Raw genomic sequence first — 18,532 nt, forward strand, 5'->3', positions numbered from 1 at the left:
GGGGGGGGCTGCGCGCCCCCCCGAACCCCCCGCGCCCAAGGGCGCTGCGCGCGCCCTTGGGGAACCCCGGCGGGATATTTTTGTCTGGATGAAGGGGGAAGGCGGGGGAGGCGGGGTCCGGCCGGAAATACAAGCTTGATTGCGGGGAAAAAGCGGTCATAACGGCGTTTGATCAAACCAGGATGGCTGATGGACGACACGCGCAAGATCCCGACCCATGAAGTCACCTATGCCCGGCTGAGGGACATGATCCTGTTTGGCCTGCTGGAGCCGGGGGCGCCGGTGACCATCCAGGGTCTGATCAACGATCTGGGCGCGGGCATGACCCCGGTGCGCGAGGCGATCCGCCGGCTGGCAGCCGAGGGCGCGCTGCTGCCGCAGGGCAACCGCCGCGTGACCGTGCCACGGCTGACCCCGGGGCTTCTGGACCAGATCGCCTTTGCCCGCATGACCATCGAGCCGAAACTGGCGGAACTGGCGGCGGTCCATCTGACCCCCGCCCTGATCGCCCGGCTGGAGGAGATCGACAGCACCGTCGACGCGGCGATCCGCGAGGGCGACATCACCGCCTATCTGGCCAGCAACCACGCCTTCCACTTCGCCCTTTACGAGGCCTCGGAGGCGCCGGTCCTGGTCGACATGGCGCGCTCGCTCTGGCTCCGCTTCGGGCCCTCCCTGCGGATCGTGATTGCCAAGGGCGCGGCCTCGACCCTGCCGGACCGCCATGAAGAGGCGGTGGAGGCGATGAAGCGCGGCGATGCGGCGGCGCTGGCGAAATCGCTCTATTCCGACATCGCCCAGGGCGTCGATCAGGTGCGTTCTGCCCTGGAACGCGGCGAAATCTGACTCGCACCCGGTCCCGGGCGGAAAATTTGATCAAATTTCTTGATCGCCCCCGGATTTGATCATAAACTCCGGGAAAGGGCGGCGGATTCGCCTGACACAGTTTACCCAAGAGATAGGGGGCCACGATGAACAAGATCACCAACCACATGCCGACAGCCGAGCTTCAGGCGCTGGACGCGGCCCACCACATGCACCCTTTCACCGACAATTCGGCGCTGGCCAAGAAGGGCGCCCGGATCATGACCAAGGGCAAGGGCGTCTGGCTGACCGACTCGGAAGGGCACAAGATCATCGACGGCATGGCGGGCCTGTGGTGCGTCAACATCGGCTATGGCCGCACCGAGCTTGGCGATGTCGCCAAGGCGCAGATGGACCAGCTGGCCTATTACAACACCTTCTTCCAGACCTCGCATGTGCCGGCCATCGCGCTGGCCGCCAAGCTGGCGGAGCTCGCGCCCGAGGGGATGAACCACACCTTCTTTGCCGGCTCCGGTTCGGAAGCCAATGACACCAACATCCGGATGGTGCGCCGCTATTGGGACATCAAGGGCCAGCCGGAAAAGCGCATCATCATCGCGCGGACCAATGGCTACCACGGTTCGACCATGGGCGGCGGCTCGCTCGGCGGCATGTCGGGCATCCATGCCCATGGCGGCAAGATCGCCGGCATCGTCCATATCGGCGAGCCGAACTGGTGGGCGCAGGGCGGTGACATGACGCCGGAGGCCTTCGGCCTGATGCGGGCGCAGGAACTGGAAAAGATGATCCTGAACCTCGGCGTCGAAAACGTCGCGGCCTTCATCGGCGAGCCGGTGCAGGGTGCCGGCGGCGTGATCATCCCGCCCTCGACCTACTGGCCCGAGATCCAGCGCATCTGCGACAAATACGGCATCCTCCTGATCGCCGACGAGGTCATTACCGGCTTTGGCCGCACCGGCAACTGGTTCGGCAGCCAGACCTTCGGGATCAAGCCGCATATCATGACCATCGCCAAGGGCCTGTCCTCGGGCTACCAGCCGATCGGCGGCTCGATCGTCTGTGACGAGGTGGCCGAGGTCATGGGGTCCTCGGGCGACTTCAACCACGGCTATACCTATTCCGGCCACCCGGTCGCCGCCGCCGTGGCGTTGGAGAACCTGCGCATCATGCAGGAAGAACATATCGTCGAACATGTCCGCGACGTGGCCAATCCCTACCTGGCGCAGAAATGGGCCGGTTTGACCGAGCATCCGCTGGTGGGCGAAGCCAAGCTCGTCGGCCTCATGGGCTCCATCGCGCTGACGCCGGACAAGGCGACCCGCGCCAAGTTCGCGGGCGAGCAGGGCACCGTCGGCTACCGCTGCCGCGAGCGCTGCTTTGCCAATGACCTGATCATGCGCCATGTCGGCGACCGGATGATCATCTCGCCGCCGCTGATCATCACGCCGGAAGAGATCGACATCCTGATCTCCCGCGCCTGGAAGTCGCTGGACGAGTGCTATGCCGGGCTGAAGGCCGATGGGCTGTTGAAAGCGGCCTGACCTGAGCTGCGACACCGCGATGGAAAGGGGCCTCGCGGGGCCCCTTTTTGCTGCGCAGAGGTCAGGGCCCTGCCGCAGACAGAATGTGCGAAGTCGGCCCCGGATGGGCGGGGACGGCCGCGATCGTATAGGGCAGGTCCATGATCAGAACCGAAGCTCCCCCGACGACCTCGAGCCTTGTGCTGGCCCGACCCGCCTTGGCGGCCTTCTTCGGCATGGGGTTGATCTGGGGCTGCTTTGCGGCGGATCTGCCGGATATCAAGGCCTTGCTGGGGGTCGATGAAAGCCAGTTGGGGCTTCTTTTGCTGATGACGCCGATCTCCGCCATGCTCGCCATGCTGGCGGCGGGGCGGATCGGCGCGGCGCTGGGCCGCTTTGCCCTGCCGGGCACCACGCTGGCCATGGCGCTGGCCTATGCGGTCACGGGGCAGGTCTCGGTCTGGTACCTCTTCCCCCTCGCCATGCTGGGCTGCGGGGCGGCGACCGGGGCGCTGGATGTGCTGATGAACGCCCGCGTCGCCGCGATGGAGGCCAAAGGCAGGCCGCTGATGAACCTCTGCCATGCCGCCTATTCCTTCGGCTATGCATTTGGCGCGCTGGGGACCGGGGCGCTGCGCTCGCTCGGGGCGCCGCCTTCGGTGGTGCTGAGCGTGGTGGCGCTGACGGTGGCGCTGGCCGCGCTGCTGACGCTGGAGGCCGATGGAAGGATCAGCGGCCTCAGCCGTCCGAAGGGCGAGACGGGGCCGGGGCTTGGCCTGATCCCGCTGATCGGCGGCGGCATCGTGCTGATCGCCTTCATGTCGGAGAATGCCGCCGAAAGCTGGTCGGCGCTGCATATCGAGAAGACGCTGCACGGCTCGCCCGCGCTGGGTTCGGCGGGGCCGGCGGTGCTGGCGATGACGATGGGGCTGGCGCGGCTTCTGGGGCATGGGCTGTCGGAGCGGTTCACGCCCCAGCGCCTGCTGCTGACCGGATCGGCGATTGCTGCGACCGGGGCGGTGGCGGTGGCGGCGGCCACCAGCCCGGCGCTGGCCTATGCGGGTTTCATCGTGATGGGGATGGGGGCTTCGGTGATCTCGCCCACGGCCTTCACCATGGTCGGCGCCTCGGCCCGGCCCAGGGACCGCGCCCGCGCCGTGGCCCGGGCGACGATGCTGGGCTATGCCGGCTATTTCGTCGGCCCGCCGAGCCTGGGCCTGGTCGCCGGCACCTTCGGCCTGCGCGCGGCCTTTGTCTTTGCCGCCCTGATGCTCGCCTTCGTCTGGCTGCTGGCGCCGATCCTCGTGCGGCTGGGCAAGGCCGCGACGGGGCGCGATTAGACCAGCCCGACCTGCCGGTAGAAGGCCACCGTCCGGTCGAGCAGCGCGTCCAGCATCTGCGGGCCGATGGTCGCGTTGAAGGAATGGTCCATCTCGGCGAGGAACGCCTCTTGCGGGCCGTCATGCGCGTCAAGGAACTTGTCGGCGGCATGGGGCAGCACATCGACATCCCTGGTGCCATGCGCCACGAAGAGGGGGCCGTGGTAGGCCGCGATCTCGGCCGGCGGGTCGAAGTCGCGCATCCCTTCGAAATAGCCCTGTTTCAGCGCGATCTCGCCCCAGATCATCTTGATCGGCACCGCCGTGTCGCCCGCCGTCAGCCCCTTTGCCACCGTCTCCGCGCCCAGAAGCGCGCTCAGGCTTTCCATCGGATCGGCCAGCGCCGCCCAGAGCGCCACCGCCATCGGCAGATTGGTGCGCCCCGCCACGGCCGAGGCGACAAGGCCGCCCTGGCTCCACCCCAGCACGGCGATCCGGTCGCCCTGCACCCGGGGTTCGGCCTGCAGCACCTGCAAGGCCATCAGCGCATCGGCGATCTGGCCCTCATAGGTCGTGTCGGCAAAGTCGCCCTCGCTTTGCCCGCTGCCGCGAAAGTCGATGCGCAGCGAGGCCAGCCCCTGCTGCGCCATCCGCCGGGCCGAGCGCGAGAAGACGCCCTCGCCGGTGCCGGTCACCGGCATCTCGTCGCGGGTGCCGGTGAAGCCATGCAGCATCAGGACCACCGGCGCAGGCGCGCCCGAGGGCAGGCAGAGCGTGCCGATGACCTGCTGACCGTTTACGGTGAAGTGCAACAGAGTTTCGATCATTCCCAGCGTCCTTCAAATCCTTCGGGGACCAGCACATGCTCTCGCCCGAACTCCCGCGCCTTCTGCACGCCGCAGAGCGCCATGGTGATGTCCATTTCCTTGTGGATCACCTCCAGCGCCTTGGTGACGCCGGCCTGACCCATGGCGCCGAGGCCGTAAAGGAAGCTGCGCCCGATGAAGGTGGATTTCGCCCCCATGGCCAGCGCCTTCAGCACATCCTGACCGGATCGGATGCCGCCGTCGAGGTAAACCTCCATCTGGTCACCCACGGCGCGCACCACCTCCGGCAAGCTGCGGATGGTGGAAAGGGCGCCGTCCAGCTGCCGGCCGCCGTGGTTCGACACGAGGATCGCATCGGCGCCGCTGTCGAGCGCCAGCCTTGCATCCTCGGCATCCAGAATCCCCTTCAGGATCAGCTTGCCGCCCCATTTGTCACGCAGTTTCCGCACCTTGCCCCAGTCCAGATGCGGGTCGTAATTGGCGTTGGACCAGGTGTTGAGGTCGCTCAGGCTCACCACGCCCTTGGCATGGCCCACCACGTTGCGGAAGGTCCGCCGCTTCGTCATCGCCATGCCGAGCGACCAGCCCGGATGCAGCGCCATGTCGAGGATGTTGCGCGGCGTCATCTTCGGCGGCGCGGTCAACCCGTTCTTGATGTCCTTGTGGCGCTGGCCGAGGATCTGCAGGTCCAACGTCAGCACCAAGGCCTCGCAGTTCGCCCTGCGGGCGCGCTCGATCAGGCCATCGACGAAATCCTCGTCCTGCATGACGTAAAGCTGGAACCAGAAGGGGGTCGTGGTATGGGCCGCGATATCCTCGATCGAGCAGATCGAAAAGGTCGAGAGGGTGAAGGGCACGCCGAAAGCCTCGGCGGCGCGGGCGGCCTTGATCTCGCCATCGGCGGCCTGCATCCCGCAGGAGCCGACTGGCGACAAAGCCACCGGCATCGCGACCTTGCGGCCCATCATCGTGGTTTCGGTGCTGCGCCCGGTCAGATCGCGCGCCACGCGCTGGCGCAGGCGGATCTTGCTGAAATCGCTGGAGTTCTCGCCGAAGGTCTGTTCGGTGTATGACCCGCTTTCGCAGTAATCCCAGAACATCTTCGGCACGCGGCGCCGGTGCATCTGGCGCAGATCCTCGATGCAGGTGATGGGCGGCATGGGCTTACTCCTGTCCGGCGGCGCGGACGAAACGGCGGTCGGGCACGATCCAGAGTGCAGCCACGAAGGCGACCAGCAGCATCGACACGATCGGCATGAGGAAGGACAGCACCAGCGCACCCAGATAGGCCAGGATCGAGATGACCTCCTTGCGGTTGCTGCCGTGGCTTTTGGAAAACTGGCTGTCGCGCCCGTGCTGGCTTTCCAGCGCGCGAACCAGCAGGAAATAGGCAAAGCCGCACATCAGCAGATCGGCGGTGTAAAGGAAGACCGTGACCCCGGCGAATTCGTTCTCGCCGATCAGGCTGGTGACGAAGGGCATCAGCGAGAGCCAGAACAGCAGATGCAGATTGGCCCAGAGCACCCAGCCGCCGACATGGCGCACCGCCTGGAACATGTGGTGGTGGTTGTTCCAGTAGATGCCCACATTGGCGAAGGACAGGACATAGCACAGGAAGATCGGCACCAGCGGCTTGAAATCAACCCATTCATGGCCATGCGGGGCATGCAGCTCCAGCACCATGATGGTGATGATGATCGCAATCACCCCGTCTGAAAACGCCTCGATCCGCCCCTTGGTCATGCCCGCCCTCTGGTTGTTCGCCGAAGGGTAGAACGCCGGTGGCTGCCGATGCAAGGGGCCGCGACGGGCCCTATGTCAGGAGCTGTGCGCGCCGGCGGCGAGGGTCGCGACAAAGTCCAGAATCTCGGCGACCGGGCGGCCGGTGCTGATCTCCTTGACGATGGCGGAGCCGACGACGCAGCCATCCGCCACGGCCGCGATGTCGCGGGCGGTCTCGGCGGTGTTGATGCCAAAGCCCACGATGACGGGCAGGTCGGTCTTGGCCTTGATCCTTGCGACCTCGGGGCCGACATCGCGGGCCTGGGCGGCGGCGGCGCCGGTGATCCCGGTGATCGAGACATAATAGACGAAGCCGGAGGTGTTCTGCAGCACCTTGGGCAGGCGCTTGTCATCGGTGGTCGGCGTGGCGAGGCGGATGAAGTTCAGCCCGGCCTTCTGGGCGGGGATGCAAAGCTCGTCATCCTCTTCCGGCGGCAGGTCGACGACGATCAGCCCGTCGATGCCGACCTCCTTCGCCTCGGCCAGAAAGCGGTCGACGCCGCGCGAATAGATCGGGTTGTAATAGCCCATCAGCACGATCGGCGTGGTCTGGTTGCCGGCGCGGAAATCGCGGATCATCTGCAGGGTCTTGTCCACCGTCATGCCGCCTTCGAGCGCGCGCTGACCGGCGAGCTGCACCGTCGGGCCATCGGCCATCGGGTCGGTGAAGGGCAGGCCCAGTTCGATGATGTCGACGCCCGCACCCGGCAGACCGCGCATCACGGCCAGAGACCGTTCCACATCGGGATCACCCGCCATGATGTAAGACACGAAAGCCTTGCGGCCTTCAGCTTTGAGCCGGGCGAAAGTGTCATCGATTCGGGTCATGTCAGCGATCTCTGCAAGGGAAATTCCTGAACGGATTTGCACGGGGGCGCGGGGAAAAGCAATGGGCAGGACGGAATTGCCCGCCCTGCCCATTGCTTTGGATCCTGCCTTGCCGCGTGCTTCGGTCAGGCTTTCAGGGCCCGGGGGCGTGAACCCCGGGCAAAAGCGCGTCCCGGTCCCTTGCGCGGGCGCGCTCAGGGCAGGGGGACGGGGTCGGGTTCGACCACGCCATTGGTGGCCGTCGCACTCAGGATACCCTCCGCCGCCTTGGAATCGTCCAGGCGGTCGAGGGTCAGCTCACGCGGGCTGCGGTTCTTGGCCGTCTCGCGCTGGCGATAGACCAGCCAGCTTTTGCCCGCGCCATCGACCACCACCGTCGGCACCCCGGGCGAATAGACCGAAGGGCTGCGCGAATTGGCCAGGATCGGGTTGTTCTTGCCCCGCGTGAAGGGTCCGTCGGGCGATTTCGACACGGCATAGCCCACGGCATAGCTTTTGGCGCCGAAAGGCCCGCCGGTGTAGATCAGGAAATAAAGCCCGGCCCGCTGGATCACGGTCGGCCCTTCGACCGATTGGTAGCCGCTGTCCTCGAAGGTATTGGCCTCAGGATGCAGGATTTCCTTGGCGGAGCCTGCGACCGGCGTGGCCGGGTCCGACATCTTCTGCACCCAGATGCCCTTCTGCCCCTTCAGGTCGTTCTTGTAGTAGAGCCAAAGCGTGCCATTGGCGTCGCGCATCGGGAAAGGATCGATGCTGTCGGGCGCCACGACGCCCAGATCGGTGAAGGGCCCGGTGAAATCCGCCGCCTTGGCGACATGGACGGCCTTTTGCGGGCCTTTCTTGACCGTGGTGTAGTAAAGGTACAGCTGCCCGTCCGTGTCGCGAAAGAAGCTGCCCTGCCAGAGCGCCGTGCCCTTGTCCTGTTTCAGGATCGGCACCGGATCGGACCAGTGCAGCAGATCGCGCGAGGTGCTGTAAAGATATTGCCCGCCGTCGCCATGCCCCTTGGGATAGGTCAGGTGGTAGACCCCGTCCATCTGCGCGACATCGGGGTCGTTGATGTCGGTCATGATCGGGTTTTCATAGGCCGAGGCGAGGCTGGGCAGGCCCAGCACCAGCACAAGGACCATGGCCATGATGCGGCGGATTGACATGAAAACTCCTGGTTAAGACACTTTGGGCACAGCGTCGTCCGGTCCGGGCCATCCTGCAAGTCAAAGGGTTGCGAGGCGGTAAACAAAAGCCGAAAAGCCCCCTTGCGCGGTGGTTTTGCAGGCCTTGACCCCAAGCCGCGCTGCTCCTATGCCGCAGGACGTCAGATCCGGAGGGTGTCATGGGTTTCAAAATGGGTATCGTGGGTTTGCCGAATGTCGGGAAGTCCACCCTTTTCAATGCGTTGACCCGGACTGCTGCCGCGCAGGCCGCCAACTTCCCCTTTTGCACGATCGAGCCGAATGTCGGCGAAGTGGCGGTGCCGGACGCGCGGCTCGACACTTTGGCCGCGATTGCCGGCTCCAAACAGATCATTCCGACCCGGATGACCTTCGTCGATATCGCAGGCCTCGTGCGGGGCGCCTCGAAGGGCGAGGGCCTGGGCAACCAGTTCCTGGCCAATATCCGCGAATGCGATGCCGTGGCCCATGTGCTGCGCTGCTTTGAAGATGGCGACATCACCCATGTCGAAGGCCGAATCGATCCGGTGGCCGATGCCGAGACGATCGAGACCGAGCTGATGCTGGCCGACATGGAATCGATCGAGCGGCGCCGTGCGGGTCTGGCCCGCAAGCTGAAGGGCGGCGACAAGGAACTGGCCGACCAGGACCGTCTGCTGGCCCTGGCCCAGGTGGCGCTCGAGGCGGGCCGTCCGGCGCGCACCGTCAAGGTCGATGCCGACGACCAGCGCGCCTGGCGGCTCTTGCAGCTTTTGACCGCCAAGCCCGTGCTGTATGTCTGCAATGTCGAAGAGGCCTGCGCCGCCACCGGCAACAGCCAGTCGGCCCGTGTGGCCGAGATGGCCAAGGCGCAGGGCGCGGGTTCGGTCGTGATCTCGGCCCGGATCGAGGAGGAGATCAGCCAGCTTCCGCCCGAGGAGGCCGCGATGTTCCTCGAAGAGATGGGGCTGCACGAGGCCGGGCTCGACCGCCTGATCCGCGCCGGCTACGAGCTCCTGGGTCTGCAGACCTATTTCACCGTCGGCCCGAAAGAGGCCCGCGCCTGGACGATCCTGAAGGGCACGCTGGCGCCGCAGGCGGCAGGCGTGATCCATGGCGATTTCGAGAAGGGCTTCATCCGGTCCGAAACCGTGGCCTATGCCGATTATGTCGCCGGCAAGGGCGAGGCCGGCGCCAAGGAAGCGGGCAAGTTCCGCGTCGAGGGCAAGACCTACGAGGTCCAGGACGGCGACGTGCTGCACTTCCTGTTCAACGCCTGAGCGGCTGAAACTTCGTGAAGATGGGCAGATTGCCCATCCTACCGCCTCCCGTGGGCGCTTGTGACAGGGGGCCTGCGATACGGCCGGTTGGTAGGATGGGCAATCTGCCCATCTTCCCTCAGCGCGCGGCTTTCTCGGCGATGCCCGAGGTGCCCTCGCGGCGGGCAAGTTCCGCCTCGACATCGGCAAGGCTCACATCGCGGGCGGCCAGCATCACCAGAAGGTGGTAAAGCACATCCGCCGCCTCTGCCGTCAGCTTGGCGCGGTCGCCCTTGACGGCTTCGATGATCGCCTCCACCGCCTCTTCGCCGAATTTCTCAGCGCATTTCTCCGGCCCCTTGGCGAAGAGTTTCGCGGTCCAGGAGGTTTCCGGATCGGCGCCCTTGCGGGCCTCGATCGTGGCGGCAAGCCGGCCGAGCGCGCTCATGTCAGCCTCATCGGGATGCCGGCGGCGGCCATGTGGGCCTTGGCCTCGCCAATGCTGAAGGTGCCGAAGTGGAAGATCGAGGCCGCCAGCACCGCCGAGGCGCCGCCTTGCGTCACGCCCTCGACCAAGTGGTCCAGCGTGCCGACCCCGCCCGAGGCGATGACCGGAATGCCGACCGCATCGGAAATCGCGCGGGTTAGGGGCAGGTTGTAGCCGCCCTTGGTGCCGTCGCGGTCCATCGAGGTCAGCAGGATCTCTCCCGCGCCCTTGGCGGCGACGGTGCGGGCGAAGTCCACGGCGTCGATGCCGGTGGCCTTGCGGCCGCCATGGGTGAAGATCTCCCACTTGCCCGGGGCGACGGTCTTGGCGTCGATCGCCACCACGATGCACTGGCTGCCGAAGCGGTCGGCGGCCTCGGCCACCACATCGGGATCGGCCACGGCGGCGGAGTTGAAGCTGACCTTGTCGGCCCCGGCCAGCAGCAGCGCCCGCACATCATGATGCGTCCTGACCCCGCCACCGACTGTCAGCGGCATGAAGCACTGCTCGGCCGTGCGGGTCACGAGGTCGAACATCGTGCCACGGTTTTCATGGGTGGCGTGGATGTCGAGGAAACACAGCTCATCCGCCCCCGCCGCATCATAGGCGCGCGCCGCCTCCACCGGGTCGCCGGCGTCGATCAGGTTGACGAAGTTGACGCCCTTGACCACGCGGCCATCGGCGACATCGAGACAGGGGATGAGGCGGGTTTTCAGCATGGCTCGGGTGTAGCGCGGGTGGAGGGCGGGGGGAAGGGGGCGCTGCCCCCCGGCTGCGCCGTCCCCCGGGATATTTGGGTCTGAATGAAGCAGCGATCCGTCAAAAGCCCTTGCCAATTCAGGGCAGTCGGGTTTCCTGGCGGCATGGTCAAGCTCATTCTCTTGCACAAGGCGGACTCGATCTACGACGACGAGCCTGATGTTGTTTACGATTTCCCGAGATCCTACCTCAAGGCGGTGCAGGAGGGGGTGGGAGATTGGGCGATCTATTACGAGCCGGTCAAGGCCGGGCCGCGCGGATATTTCGCGGTGGCCCGGATCGACCGGGTCGAGCCCAAGCCGGGCGCCGAGGGCCGGTTTCTGGCACGGATCGCGCCGGGCAGCTTTCTGCCCTTCGATAGGGAGGTGCCGCGCCTCATTGACGGGCGCCCGCTGGAGACTGCCCTCGCGGCCGAGGATGGCAGCCCGAAGTCCGGGGGCGCCCAGCAATTGGCCGTGCGGCGCCTGCCGGATCGGGACTTTGCCGCAATCGTCGCGCGCGGTCTGCCGCAGGATCTGGAGGCGCAGGAGGCCAGACGTTACGACAGGCCGGGCGCTCAGCTTGATGAACCTGTGATGCCCTTCGAGCGGCCTGTGATCGAGCGCCTGCTCAGCCGTCCCTACCGGGATGTCGCCTTTCGCCGCAAGGTCAGGCTTGCCTATGACTACCGCTGCGCGATCTCCGGCCTGCGTCTGCGGAATGGCGGCGGGCGGCCGGAGGTGCAGGCCGCCCATATCCGCCCGGTGGAACGGAAGGGCAGCGACTCGGTCCGCAATGGTCTGGCGCTGTCAGGCACCCTGCACTGGATGTTCGACCGGGGCCTGATTTCGGTCGCCGAGGATTACACGATCCTGGTTTCGCGCAACAAGGTGCCGTCGGAAGTGGTGGACCGGCTGATCCTGCCGCAGGGCAAGTTGTCGCTGCCCCGCGATGAGCGGGACTGGCCGCATCCCGAGAACCTGAAATGGCACCGGGAAAACATCTTCGGCCAGATCATGAGTGATGACCCGGCCCCCTGGGGCTGAACCTCAGCCGGCCAGCACCGCCAAAGCCGCGCGCAAATCAATCGCCCCGTCATAAAGCGCCCGTCCCGAAATTGCCCCGGCGATCGTGCCGGTGTCGCGCAGTGCCAGGAGGTCGTCGAGGGTCGAAACACCGCCTGAGGCGATCACCGGGATGGTGACGGCGCGGGAGAGGGCCTCGGTCGCCGCGATGTTCGGGCCGCCCATCGCGCCGTCGCGGTCGATGTCGGTGTAGATGAGGGCGGCCACCCCGGCATCCTCGAAGCTGCGGGCGAGGTCGGTGGCCTGGATCGTGGTCTCGGTCGCCCAGCCCTTGGTGGCGACAAAGCCCTTGCGGGCGTCGATGCCGACGGCGACCTGGCCGGGGAAGGCCTTGGCCGCCTGGCGCACCAGATCGGGGTTCTCGACGGCGACCGTGCCGAGGATCACGCGGGCGAGGCCCTTCTTCAGCCACATCTCGATGGTGGCCATGTCGCGGATGCCGCCGCCGAGCTGGCAGGGGACATTGACCGCCGCCAGGATCGCCTCGACCGCCGCGCCATTGACCGGGGCGCCGGCGAAGGCACCGTTGAGATCCACGAGGTGCAGCCATTCACAGCCGGCGGCGACGAAATTGCCGGCCTGCGCTGCCGGGTCATCGCCGAAGACGGTGGCGGCGGACATCTCGCCGCGCAGCAGGCGGACGCATTGGCCGTCCTTGAGGTCGATGGCGGGGTACAGGATCATGGGCTTCCTCCGGCTTTGGGCGGGGTTTAGGCGCAAGGCGGCGGCAGGGCAAGTGGCTCAGGCCCGGGCCTCGCCAAAGACCGACCAGCCGAGGCGGCGCACCAGCATCTCGATCGCCTTGGCGCCGAGTTTGGAATTGCCCTGCGCGCTCAGGCCCGGCGACCAGACGGCGATCGAGGCGCGACCCGGCGCGATGGCGAGGATGCCGCCGCCGACCCCGCTCTTGCCGGGCAGACCGACGCGATAGGCGAACTCGCCAGAGGCGTCGTAATGGCCGCAGGTCATCATCAGCGCGTTGATCCGGCGCACCCGGTCTAGCGAGACGAGATGCGGCATGCCGGGGGCGGACATGAGGAACCGTCCGGCGCGGGCCAGCTGGTCGCAGCTCATCTCGATGGCGCATTGGTGGAAATAGGTGCCGAGCGTCAGCTCGGGCGCATGGATCAGGTTGCCGCAGGCCTTCATGAAATGGGCCAGCGCAAAGTTGCGGTGGCCGGTGGCGGCCTCGGACCGCGCCACGGCATCGTCGATATGGATGTCGGGGTCATCGGCGGCATCGCGGATGAAGCGGAGGAGGTCGCCCAAGACCTCGCGCGGTTTGTGGCCGGCGAGGATGGCGTCGGTCACCACGATGGCCCCGGCGTTGATGAAAGGGTTGCGGGGCCGGCCATTGTCATGTTCGAGCTGCAGGATCGAGTTGAAGGCGAGGCCGGAGGGCTCGCGCCCCACCCTTGTCCAAAGCTGGTCGCCGGTGCGGCCAAGCGCGATGGCGAGGGTGAAGACCTTCGAGATGCTCTGGATCGAAAAGCCCACCGCGGCATCGCCGACACTGAACTGGCGGCCGTCAGCGAGGGCCACCGACATGCCGAACTGGCCGGGGTCGATGCGGGCAAGCTGCGGGATATAGGAGGCGGGCTGGCCGCGGTCGGTCTCCTCCGCGATGCGGGAGGCGATCTCCGCCAGAAGGGCGGGGAAGTCCGGACCCGCCTCCGTCATGGCTTCCAGGACAGGAAATTGCCGATCAGGCGCAGGCCAGCCTTCTGGCTTTTCTCGGGGTGGAACTGGGTGCCGATGATCGTGTCGCGCCCGACGATGGCGGTGACATCTCCGGCATAATCGACATGGGCCAGACGCTGGGCCGGGTCACTGACACGGAAGTGGTAGGAATGGACGAAATAGGCGTGATCGCCCGAGGCGATGCCGTCCAGAACCGGATGGGCGCTGGCGCCGGGATCGAGGATCAGGTCGTTCCAGCCCATGTGCGGCACTTTCAGCGCCGGATCGGCAGGGGTGATCCGCACCACCTCACCCGGGATCCAGCCAAAGCCCGCGGTATCGGCATATTCGCGACCCCAGGTGGCCAGCATCTGCATGCCGACGCAGATACCAAGGAAGGGACGGGCCTTTTGGGTGACGGCCTCCTCGATGGCCTCGAAGAGCCCGCCATAGCTGCCAAGCGCGCGACGGCAGGCGGGAAAGGCGCCATCGCCGGGCAGCACGATGCGGTCGGCGCGGGCGACATCCTCGGGCCGGGAGGAGACGAGGATCTGCCCGCCGTCCCCCTCCGCCGCCATCCGCTCGAAGGCCTTCTGCGCCGAATGCAGGTTGCCGCTGTCGTAATCGACGAGGACCGTGAGGCTCATAGCGCGCCCTTGGTCGAGGGCAGGGCATCGTTGCGCGGGTCCTTCTCGACGGCCATGCGCAGGCTCTTGGCGAGGGCCTTGAAGGCGGCCTCGGCGATGTGGTGGCTGTTGAAACCGTGGCGCTTGTCGATGTGGAGCGTGATGCCGCCATGGGTGGCGAGCGCCTGAAAGAACTCGCGCACGAGTTCGGTGTCGAAGGTGCCGATCTTCTGGGTCGGGAAATCGAGGTTGCAGATCAGGTAAGGCCGCGCCGAAAGATCCAGCGCGCATTCGATCTGGGCATCGTCCATCGCCAGCGCGAAATGACCATAGCGGCGGATGCCCTTCTTGTCGCCAACGGCTCGGGCCAGAGCCTGACCGAGCGCGATGCCGACATCCTCGACCGTGTGGTGGTCGTCGATATGCAGATCGCCCTTGGCCGAGACCGTGATGTCGATCAGCGAATGGCGGGCCAGCTGGTCCAGCATATGGTCGAAGAAACCCACCCCGGTGGAGATCTGCGCCGCACCGCTGCCATCGAGATTGACCGAGACGGTGATCTCTGTCTCGGCGGTCTTGCGGGAAATCTGGGCGTCACGCATCGGGGCCTCCATCGCTGCCCCGGCCTTATAGGGGCTGGGACGGCGCGGGGAAAGGCCCGGAATCGGCAGGTTTCCCGGCCGGGGTGCCGCCCCCAACCCAGCGGAGCGGCTGCGCCGCAAGCCCTTGAGGTCGCCTGCGCGGCCAAGCCGCTTGTCTCCGCTGCGCTCCGCGCGGGAGTATTTGCGCAAAGAGCAATGGGAAAGTGCCAGGCACTGTCGCCTGAAGGACGTGCTGACCCCTATTTGCTCTTTGTCCAAATACTCCCGCCGGAGGCGCAGCTTTGTCATGGGGACAGAGGGTGCAAGACCATGCTCCATGGCGAAACGGCCGGGCACCGTGCTGATTTTTCGCAGAAAAATCGTGGCTAGACGATGCCCGAGGAAGAGCCCTGCACGGCGGGGCGCTCCTTGGCCTTTTCCGCCCGGTAGCCGCTGGCGCGGTAGGTGGCGATCGGGTCGAGGGCGCCGCCTTGCCGGGCGCGGGCTTCGGCGAGGATCGGCGAGACATCGGTCAGGTAGGCGGCCTTCAGCATGCGGTGCGCGGCCAGGACGTCATTGGCCTCTTGCGCCGCGGCCAGGGCCTTGCGGTCGACGAGGCTCGCCTGGACATAGGCGCGGGCGATCTCGATGGAGGACGCCATCAGGCTTTCGATCGGATCGGTCACATTGTGGCTCTGGTCGATCATATAGGCGAGCTTCTGGCCTTTCGGTTCGGCATCCACCAGCTCGTTGAAGACGAGGAACAGCCGGAACGGGTCGACGCTGCCCGCGTCCAGATCGTCATCGCCATATTTCGAATCGTTGAAATGGAAACCAGCCAGCTTGCCCACATGGATGAGCCGCGCCACGATCTGTTCGATATTGGTGTTGGGCGCGTGGTGGCCGAGGTCGACGAGGCATTTGGCCTGCGGGCCGAGCGTCTGCGCCGCGATGAGGCTTGAGCCCCAGTCGGAGATCACCGTGGAATAGAAGGCCGGCTCGTACATCTTGTGTTCGATGTACAGCGTCCAGTCCTGTGGCAGGCCGGCATAGATCCTGCCCATCGCATCGAGGTAGTTCTCGAACATCTTCCCCATGTTCTGCTGGCCGGGGAAGTTGGTGCCGTCGCCGATCCAGACCGTCAGCGCGGTGGAGCCGAGGGCGCGGCCGATCTCGATACATTCGAGGTTATGCTCGACGGCCTGAGCCCGTGTCATCGGGCTGGCATTGGCCAGCGAGCCGAACTTGTAGCTGAGCTTCTGGCCGACCTGATCCTGAAATGTGTTGGAGTTCATCGCATCGAAGCCAAGCCCGTATTGCGCGGCCTCCTGGCGCAGGGCGTTGTAATCGCTCACCTTGTCCCAGGGGATATGGGGCGAGACGGTGCGGGTGCCGCGGGTCAGGGCCTGGATCACGCCGCAATCGGCCAGCTTGTCGTGGATATTCCGCGGCTCGCCCGCGCCCGGAAACCGGGCGAAACGGGTGCCGCCGGTGCCGACACCCCAGGTCGGGATCGCAACCGACCAGTCGATCGCGCGCCGGGTCAGGGCCTCGATATCAAGGCCGCGGCGGGAAAGCTGGCGGCCGAGGGCGGCGTAGTCTTCGGCCTGCGCCTCGGCGGCCTGATGGTTCAGCGTGCCGATCAGGTCGGTGGAAATCTCGGTCATCGCTTACCTCGTAAAGGACACGGCATTGCCCGCGTCGACGTTCAGGAAATTGCCGGTGCTCTTGTTCGAGAGGTCGGAGGCGAAGAAATAGACCCCTTCGGCGATATCCTCGGGGAAGACCGAACGGAGGAGGAGGCTGCGCTTGCGGTAATGCTCCTCCAGCTCGCCCACGGCGATCTTGTTCGAAGCCGCGCGCTGCTGGCTCCATTCGCCCTTCCAGATCTTCGAGCCGCGCAGCACGGCGTCGGGGTTCACCACGTTGACGCGAATGCCCATCGGTGCCCCCTCCAGCGCCATGCAGCGGGCGAGGTGGATCTCTGCCGCCTTGGCAGTGCAATAGGCCGAGGCGCCGGGCGAGGCCGCGACCCCGTTCTTCGACGAGATGAAAACCATCGAACCGCCGATGCCCTGCGCCTTCATCACGCGGTAGCCTTCGCGACCGACGAGGAAATAGCCGGTGGCCAGAATGTCCATCGTCTTGTTCCACATGGCCAAAGTCGTGTCCTCGACCGGGGCGGCCGAGGTGATGCCGGCGTTGTTGACCAGCACGTCCAGCCCGCCGAACTCTGCCACGGTCTGTTCGATGGCGGCCACGACCTGATCTTCCTGGGTGACGTTCATCACCACGCCGCGCACCATGTCGCGGCCATAGCGTTTGGAGAAACCGGCCACGACCTCATCCAGCGCCGCTTGGTCGATATCGGCCAGAACCACGTTGCAGCCCTCGCGCAACAGCCGCTCCGCGCTGGCCGAGCCGATGCCGCCCGCGCCGCCGGTGATGAAGGCGACACGGCCCTGCATCGCCTTCGGCTTCGGCATCCGCTGCAGCTTGGCTTCTTCCAGAAGCCAGTATTCGATGTTGAAGGCTTCCTGCTCGTCCAGGCCCTGGTATTCCGACACGCCGGAGGCGCCGCGCATCACGTTGATCGCGTTGACGTAGAATTCGGCCGAGATGCGGGCGGTGGCCTTGTCCTTGGCGAAGGACAGCATGCCGACGCCGGGGATCAGGTAGATCACCGCATTGGGGTCGCGCATCGCGGGGGAATTGGGGTGCTTGCAGCGTTCGTAATAGGCGGCGTAATCAGCGCGGTAGCCGGCGATCAGCGCGTCAAGGGTGGCGGCATCGGCATCGGCGGGCAGGATCAGCGGCTTGATCTTGGTGCGCAGGAAATGGTCGGGGCAGGAAGTGCCAAGGGGGGCCAAGGCCTCCAACGCGTTGGAATTGACGAATTCCAGCACTTCGGGCGCGTCGGTGAAATGACCGGCCTTCATCTCGGCCTTGGAAATCCTTCCGCGGATCAGCGGCATCAGGCGGCGGGCCACATCCTTGCGGGCGTCAGCCGCGAGCGCCGGGGTCTTTTCACCACCGAAGACCGGCTTTTTCACATTGGCGTCCAGCCAGACGGCGGCCTTGTTGATGATGCGCAGGGTCTGTTCGTAGCAGTCCTTCGCCGTCGGCCCCCAGGTGAAGAGGCCATGGCTGCCAAGAACGAGGCCGACCATGTTGGGGTTTTCCTCCGCCATCTTGCCCAGCTTGATGCCCAGGTCGATGCCGGGGCGCTGCCAGGGCAGATAGCCGATCTCGTCGCCGAAAATCTCCTGCGTCAGGCGGACCTGATCCTTGGACGCGGCAATCGCGATCACCGCATCGGAATGGACGTGATCGACATGGGTGTGCGGCACGAAGCCATGCAGCCAGGTGTCGATCGAGGGCGCGCGCGGGTTGAGGTTGAAGATCGTGTGGCCAAGCGCCTCGACCATCGTGTCTTCCTGATCCAGGCTTTTGTACTGGGCGCGCAGCTGGAAGAGCTTGTCCATATAAAGGGTCGAAAACCCGTCCAGCTTCATGCTGCCGATGTCGCCGCCCGAACCCTTGACCCACAGCACGGTCACATCCGCGCCGGTCAGCGGGTCTTTCGCCGCGACCTTGGCGGAGGTGTTGCCCCCGCCAAAATTGGTGATCCTCAGGTCCGAGCCCAGAAGGTTCGACCGGTACAGGAGTTTGCCCGGCTCATCGAGCGGGGCGGCGATGGCATCGTCCCAGAGGGACTTGAGGAGGAGATTTTGGGTCATGGCGGCGAAGCTAGGGCGAGAATCGCTCATGGTCAATCATTTTAGCGCATACTGCAGCGCAGAAAACTTACTGCAATGCAGCAA

At 65.9% G+C, this 18,532-nt stretch carries 18 protein-coding genes; 5 read left to right on the top strand and 13 right to left on the bottom strand.

Going from position 1 to position 18,532, the window contains the following annotated elements; genetic code table 11:
- Positions 1-189: 189 nt before the first annotated feature.
- The 3 genes from AC1DZT_RS22265 to AC1DZT_RS22275 all read left to right on the top strand — a co-directional run bounded on the left by AC1DZT_RS22265 (position 190) and on the right by AC1DZT_RS22275 (position 3,685).
- Entirely contained in the window at positions 190-846 is a 657-nt protein-coding gene (locus AC1DZT_RS22265) for a GntR family transcriptional regulator (RefSeq protein ID WP_478008848.1), read from the top strand.
- A gap of 125 nt (positions 847-971) precedes the next feature.
- A complete protein-coding gene (locus AC1DZT_RS22270; RefSeq protein ID WP_478008849.1) occupies positions 972-2,366 on the top strand; it encodes an aspartate aminotransferase family protein in 1,395 nt (464 codons plus the stop codon).
- A gap of 140 nt (positions 2,367-2,506) precedes the next feature.
- Positions 2,507-3,685 (top strand): MFS transporter, encoded by a 1,179-nt coding sequence (locus AC1DZT_RS22275; RefSeq protein ID WP_478008850.1) that lies wholly within the window; start codon positions 2,507-2,509, stop codon positions 3,683-3,685.
- Here AC1DZT_RS22275 and AC1DZT_RS22280 read toward each other — a convergent pair.
- The 5 genes from AC1DZT_RS22280 to AC1DZT_RS22300 form a co-directional block, all read right to left on the bottom strand.
- Positions 3,682-4,491, bottom strand: coding sequence for an alpha/beta hydrolase family protein (locus AC1DZT_RS22280; protein WP_478008851.1), 810 nt, complete (start codon positions 4,489-4,491; stop codon positions 3,682-3,684). The genes AC1DZT_RS22275 and AC1DZT_RS22280 overlap by 4 nt on opposite strands.
- Entirely contained in the window at positions 4,488-5,651 is a 1,164-nt protein-coding gene (locus AC1DZT_RS22285) for an alpha-hydroxy acid oxidase (protein WP_478008852.1), read from the bottom strand. The genes AC1DZT_RS22280 and AC1DZT_RS22285 overlap by 4 nt, the downstream gene beginning before the upstream one ends.
- Before the next feature lie 4 nt (positions 5,652-5,655).
- Entirely contained in the window at positions 5,656-6,234 is a 579-nt protein-coding gene (locus AC1DZT_RS22290) for a TMEM175 family protein (protein ID WP_478008853.1), read from the bottom strand.
- 75 nt (positions 6,235-6,309) lie between these two features.
- On the bottom strand, positions 6,310-7,101 hold the full coding sequence (gene trpA, locus AC1DZT_RS22295; RefSeq protein ID WP_478008854.1) for a tryptophan synthase subunit alpha: 792 nt from the start codon (positions 7,099-7,101) through the stop codon (positions 6,310-6,312).
- 194 nt (positions 7,102-7,295) lie between these two features.
- The gene (locus tag AC1DZT_RS22300; RefSeq protein ID WP_478008855.1) at positions 7,296-8,255 is read right to left on the bottom strand and encodes a glycoside hydrolase family 43 protein; all 960 of its coding nucleotides are present in this window, start codon (positions 8,253-8,255) and stop codon (positions 7,296-7,298) included.
- A gap of 179 nt (positions 8,256-8,434) precedes the next feature.
- Between AC1DZT_RS22300 and ychF the strand changes: the two genes are divergently transcribed.
- Complete coding sequence (ychF, locus tag AC1DZT_RS22305; RefSeq protein ID WP_478008856.1) at positions 8,435-9,532, top strand: redox-regulated ATPase YchF; 1,098 nt, start codon at positions 8,435-8,437, stop codon at positions 9,530-9,532.
- Between the two features lie 118 nt (positions 9,533-9,650).
- Here ychF and AC1DZT_RS22310 read toward each other — a convergent pair whose 3' ends face one another.
- Positions 9,651-9,959: a phosphoribosyl-ATP diphosphatase gene (locus tag AC1DZT_RS22310; protein WP_478008857.1), complete on the bottom strand. Its 309-nt coding sequence runs from the start codon at positions 9,957-9,959 to the stop codon at positions 9,651-9,653.
- A complete protein-coding gene (hisF, locus tag AC1DZT_RS22315; RefSeq protein ID WP_478008858.1) occupies positions 9,956-10,717 on the bottom strand; it encodes an imidazole glycerol phosphate synthase subunit HisF in 762 nt (253 codons plus the stop codon). The genes AC1DZT_RS22310 and hisF overlap by 4 nt, the downstream gene beginning before the upstream one ends.
- Positions 10,718-10,861: 144 nt before the next feature.
- On the opposite strand from hisF, the gene AC1DZT_RS22320 reads away from it, so the two are divergent.
- Entirely contained in the window at positions 10,862-11,782 is a 921-nt protein-coding gene (locus tag AC1DZT_RS22320) for an HNH endonuclease (protein WP_478008859.1), read from the top strand.
- A 3-nt stretch (positions 11,783-11,785) separates the two neighbouring features.
- Here the strand turns inward: AC1DZT_RS22320 and hisA are convergent, their stop codons facing one another.
- The 6 genes from hisA to AC1DZT_RS22350 form a co-directional block, all read right to left on the bottom strand.
- Positions 11,786-12,505 (bottom strand): 1-(5-phosphoribosyl)-5-[(5-phosphoribosylamino)methylideneamino]imidazole-4-carboxamide isomerase, encoded by a 720-nt coding sequence (hisA, locus tag AC1DZT_RS22325; RefSeq protein ID WP_478008860.1) that lies wholly within the window; start codon positions 12,503-12,505, stop codon positions 11,786-11,788.
- A gap of 57 nt (positions 12,506-12,562) precedes the next feature.
- Positions 12,563-13,501: a glutaminase gene (locus tag AC1DZT_RS22330; protein ID WP_478008861.1), complete on the bottom strand. Its 939-nt coding sequence runs from the start codon at positions 13,499-13,501 to the stop codon at positions 12,563-12,565.
- Entirely contained in the window at positions 13,498-14,148 is a 651-nt protein-coding gene (gene hisH / locus AC1DZT_RS22335) for an imidazole glycerol phosphate synthase subunit HisH (protein ID WP_478008862.1), read from the bottom strand. The genes AC1DZT_RS22330 and hisH overlap by 4 nt, the downstream gene beginning before the upstream one ends.
- Positions 14,145-14,729 (bottom strand): imidazoleglycerol-phosphate dehydratase HisB, encoded by a 585-nt coding sequence (gene hisB, locus AC1DZT_RS22340; protein WP_478008863.1) that lies wholly within the window; start codon positions 14,727-14,729, stop codon positions 14,145-14,147. The genes hisH and hisB overlap by 4 nt, the downstream gene beginning before the upstream one ends.
- Before the next feature lie 365 nt (positions 14,730-15,094).
- Complete coding sequence (rhaI, locus tag AC1DZT_RS22345; protein WP_478008864.1) at positions 15,095-16,375, bottom strand: L-rhamnose catabolism isomerase; 1,281 nt, start codon at positions 16,373-16,375, stop codon at positions 15,095-15,097.
- Between the two features lie 3 nt (positions 16,376-16,378).
- Positions 16,379-18,478: a bifunctional rhamnulose-1-phosphate aldolase/short-chain dehydrogenase gene (locus tag AC1DZT_RS22350; RefSeq protein ID WP_478008865.1), complete on the bottom strand. Its 2,100-nt coding sequence runs from the start codon at positions 18,476-18,478 to the stop codon at positions 16,379-16,381.
- Between the last annotated feature and the right edge of the window lie 54 nt (positions 18,479-18,532).

Source organism: Rhodobacter sp. P1_C2 (genome assembly GCF_056406375.1).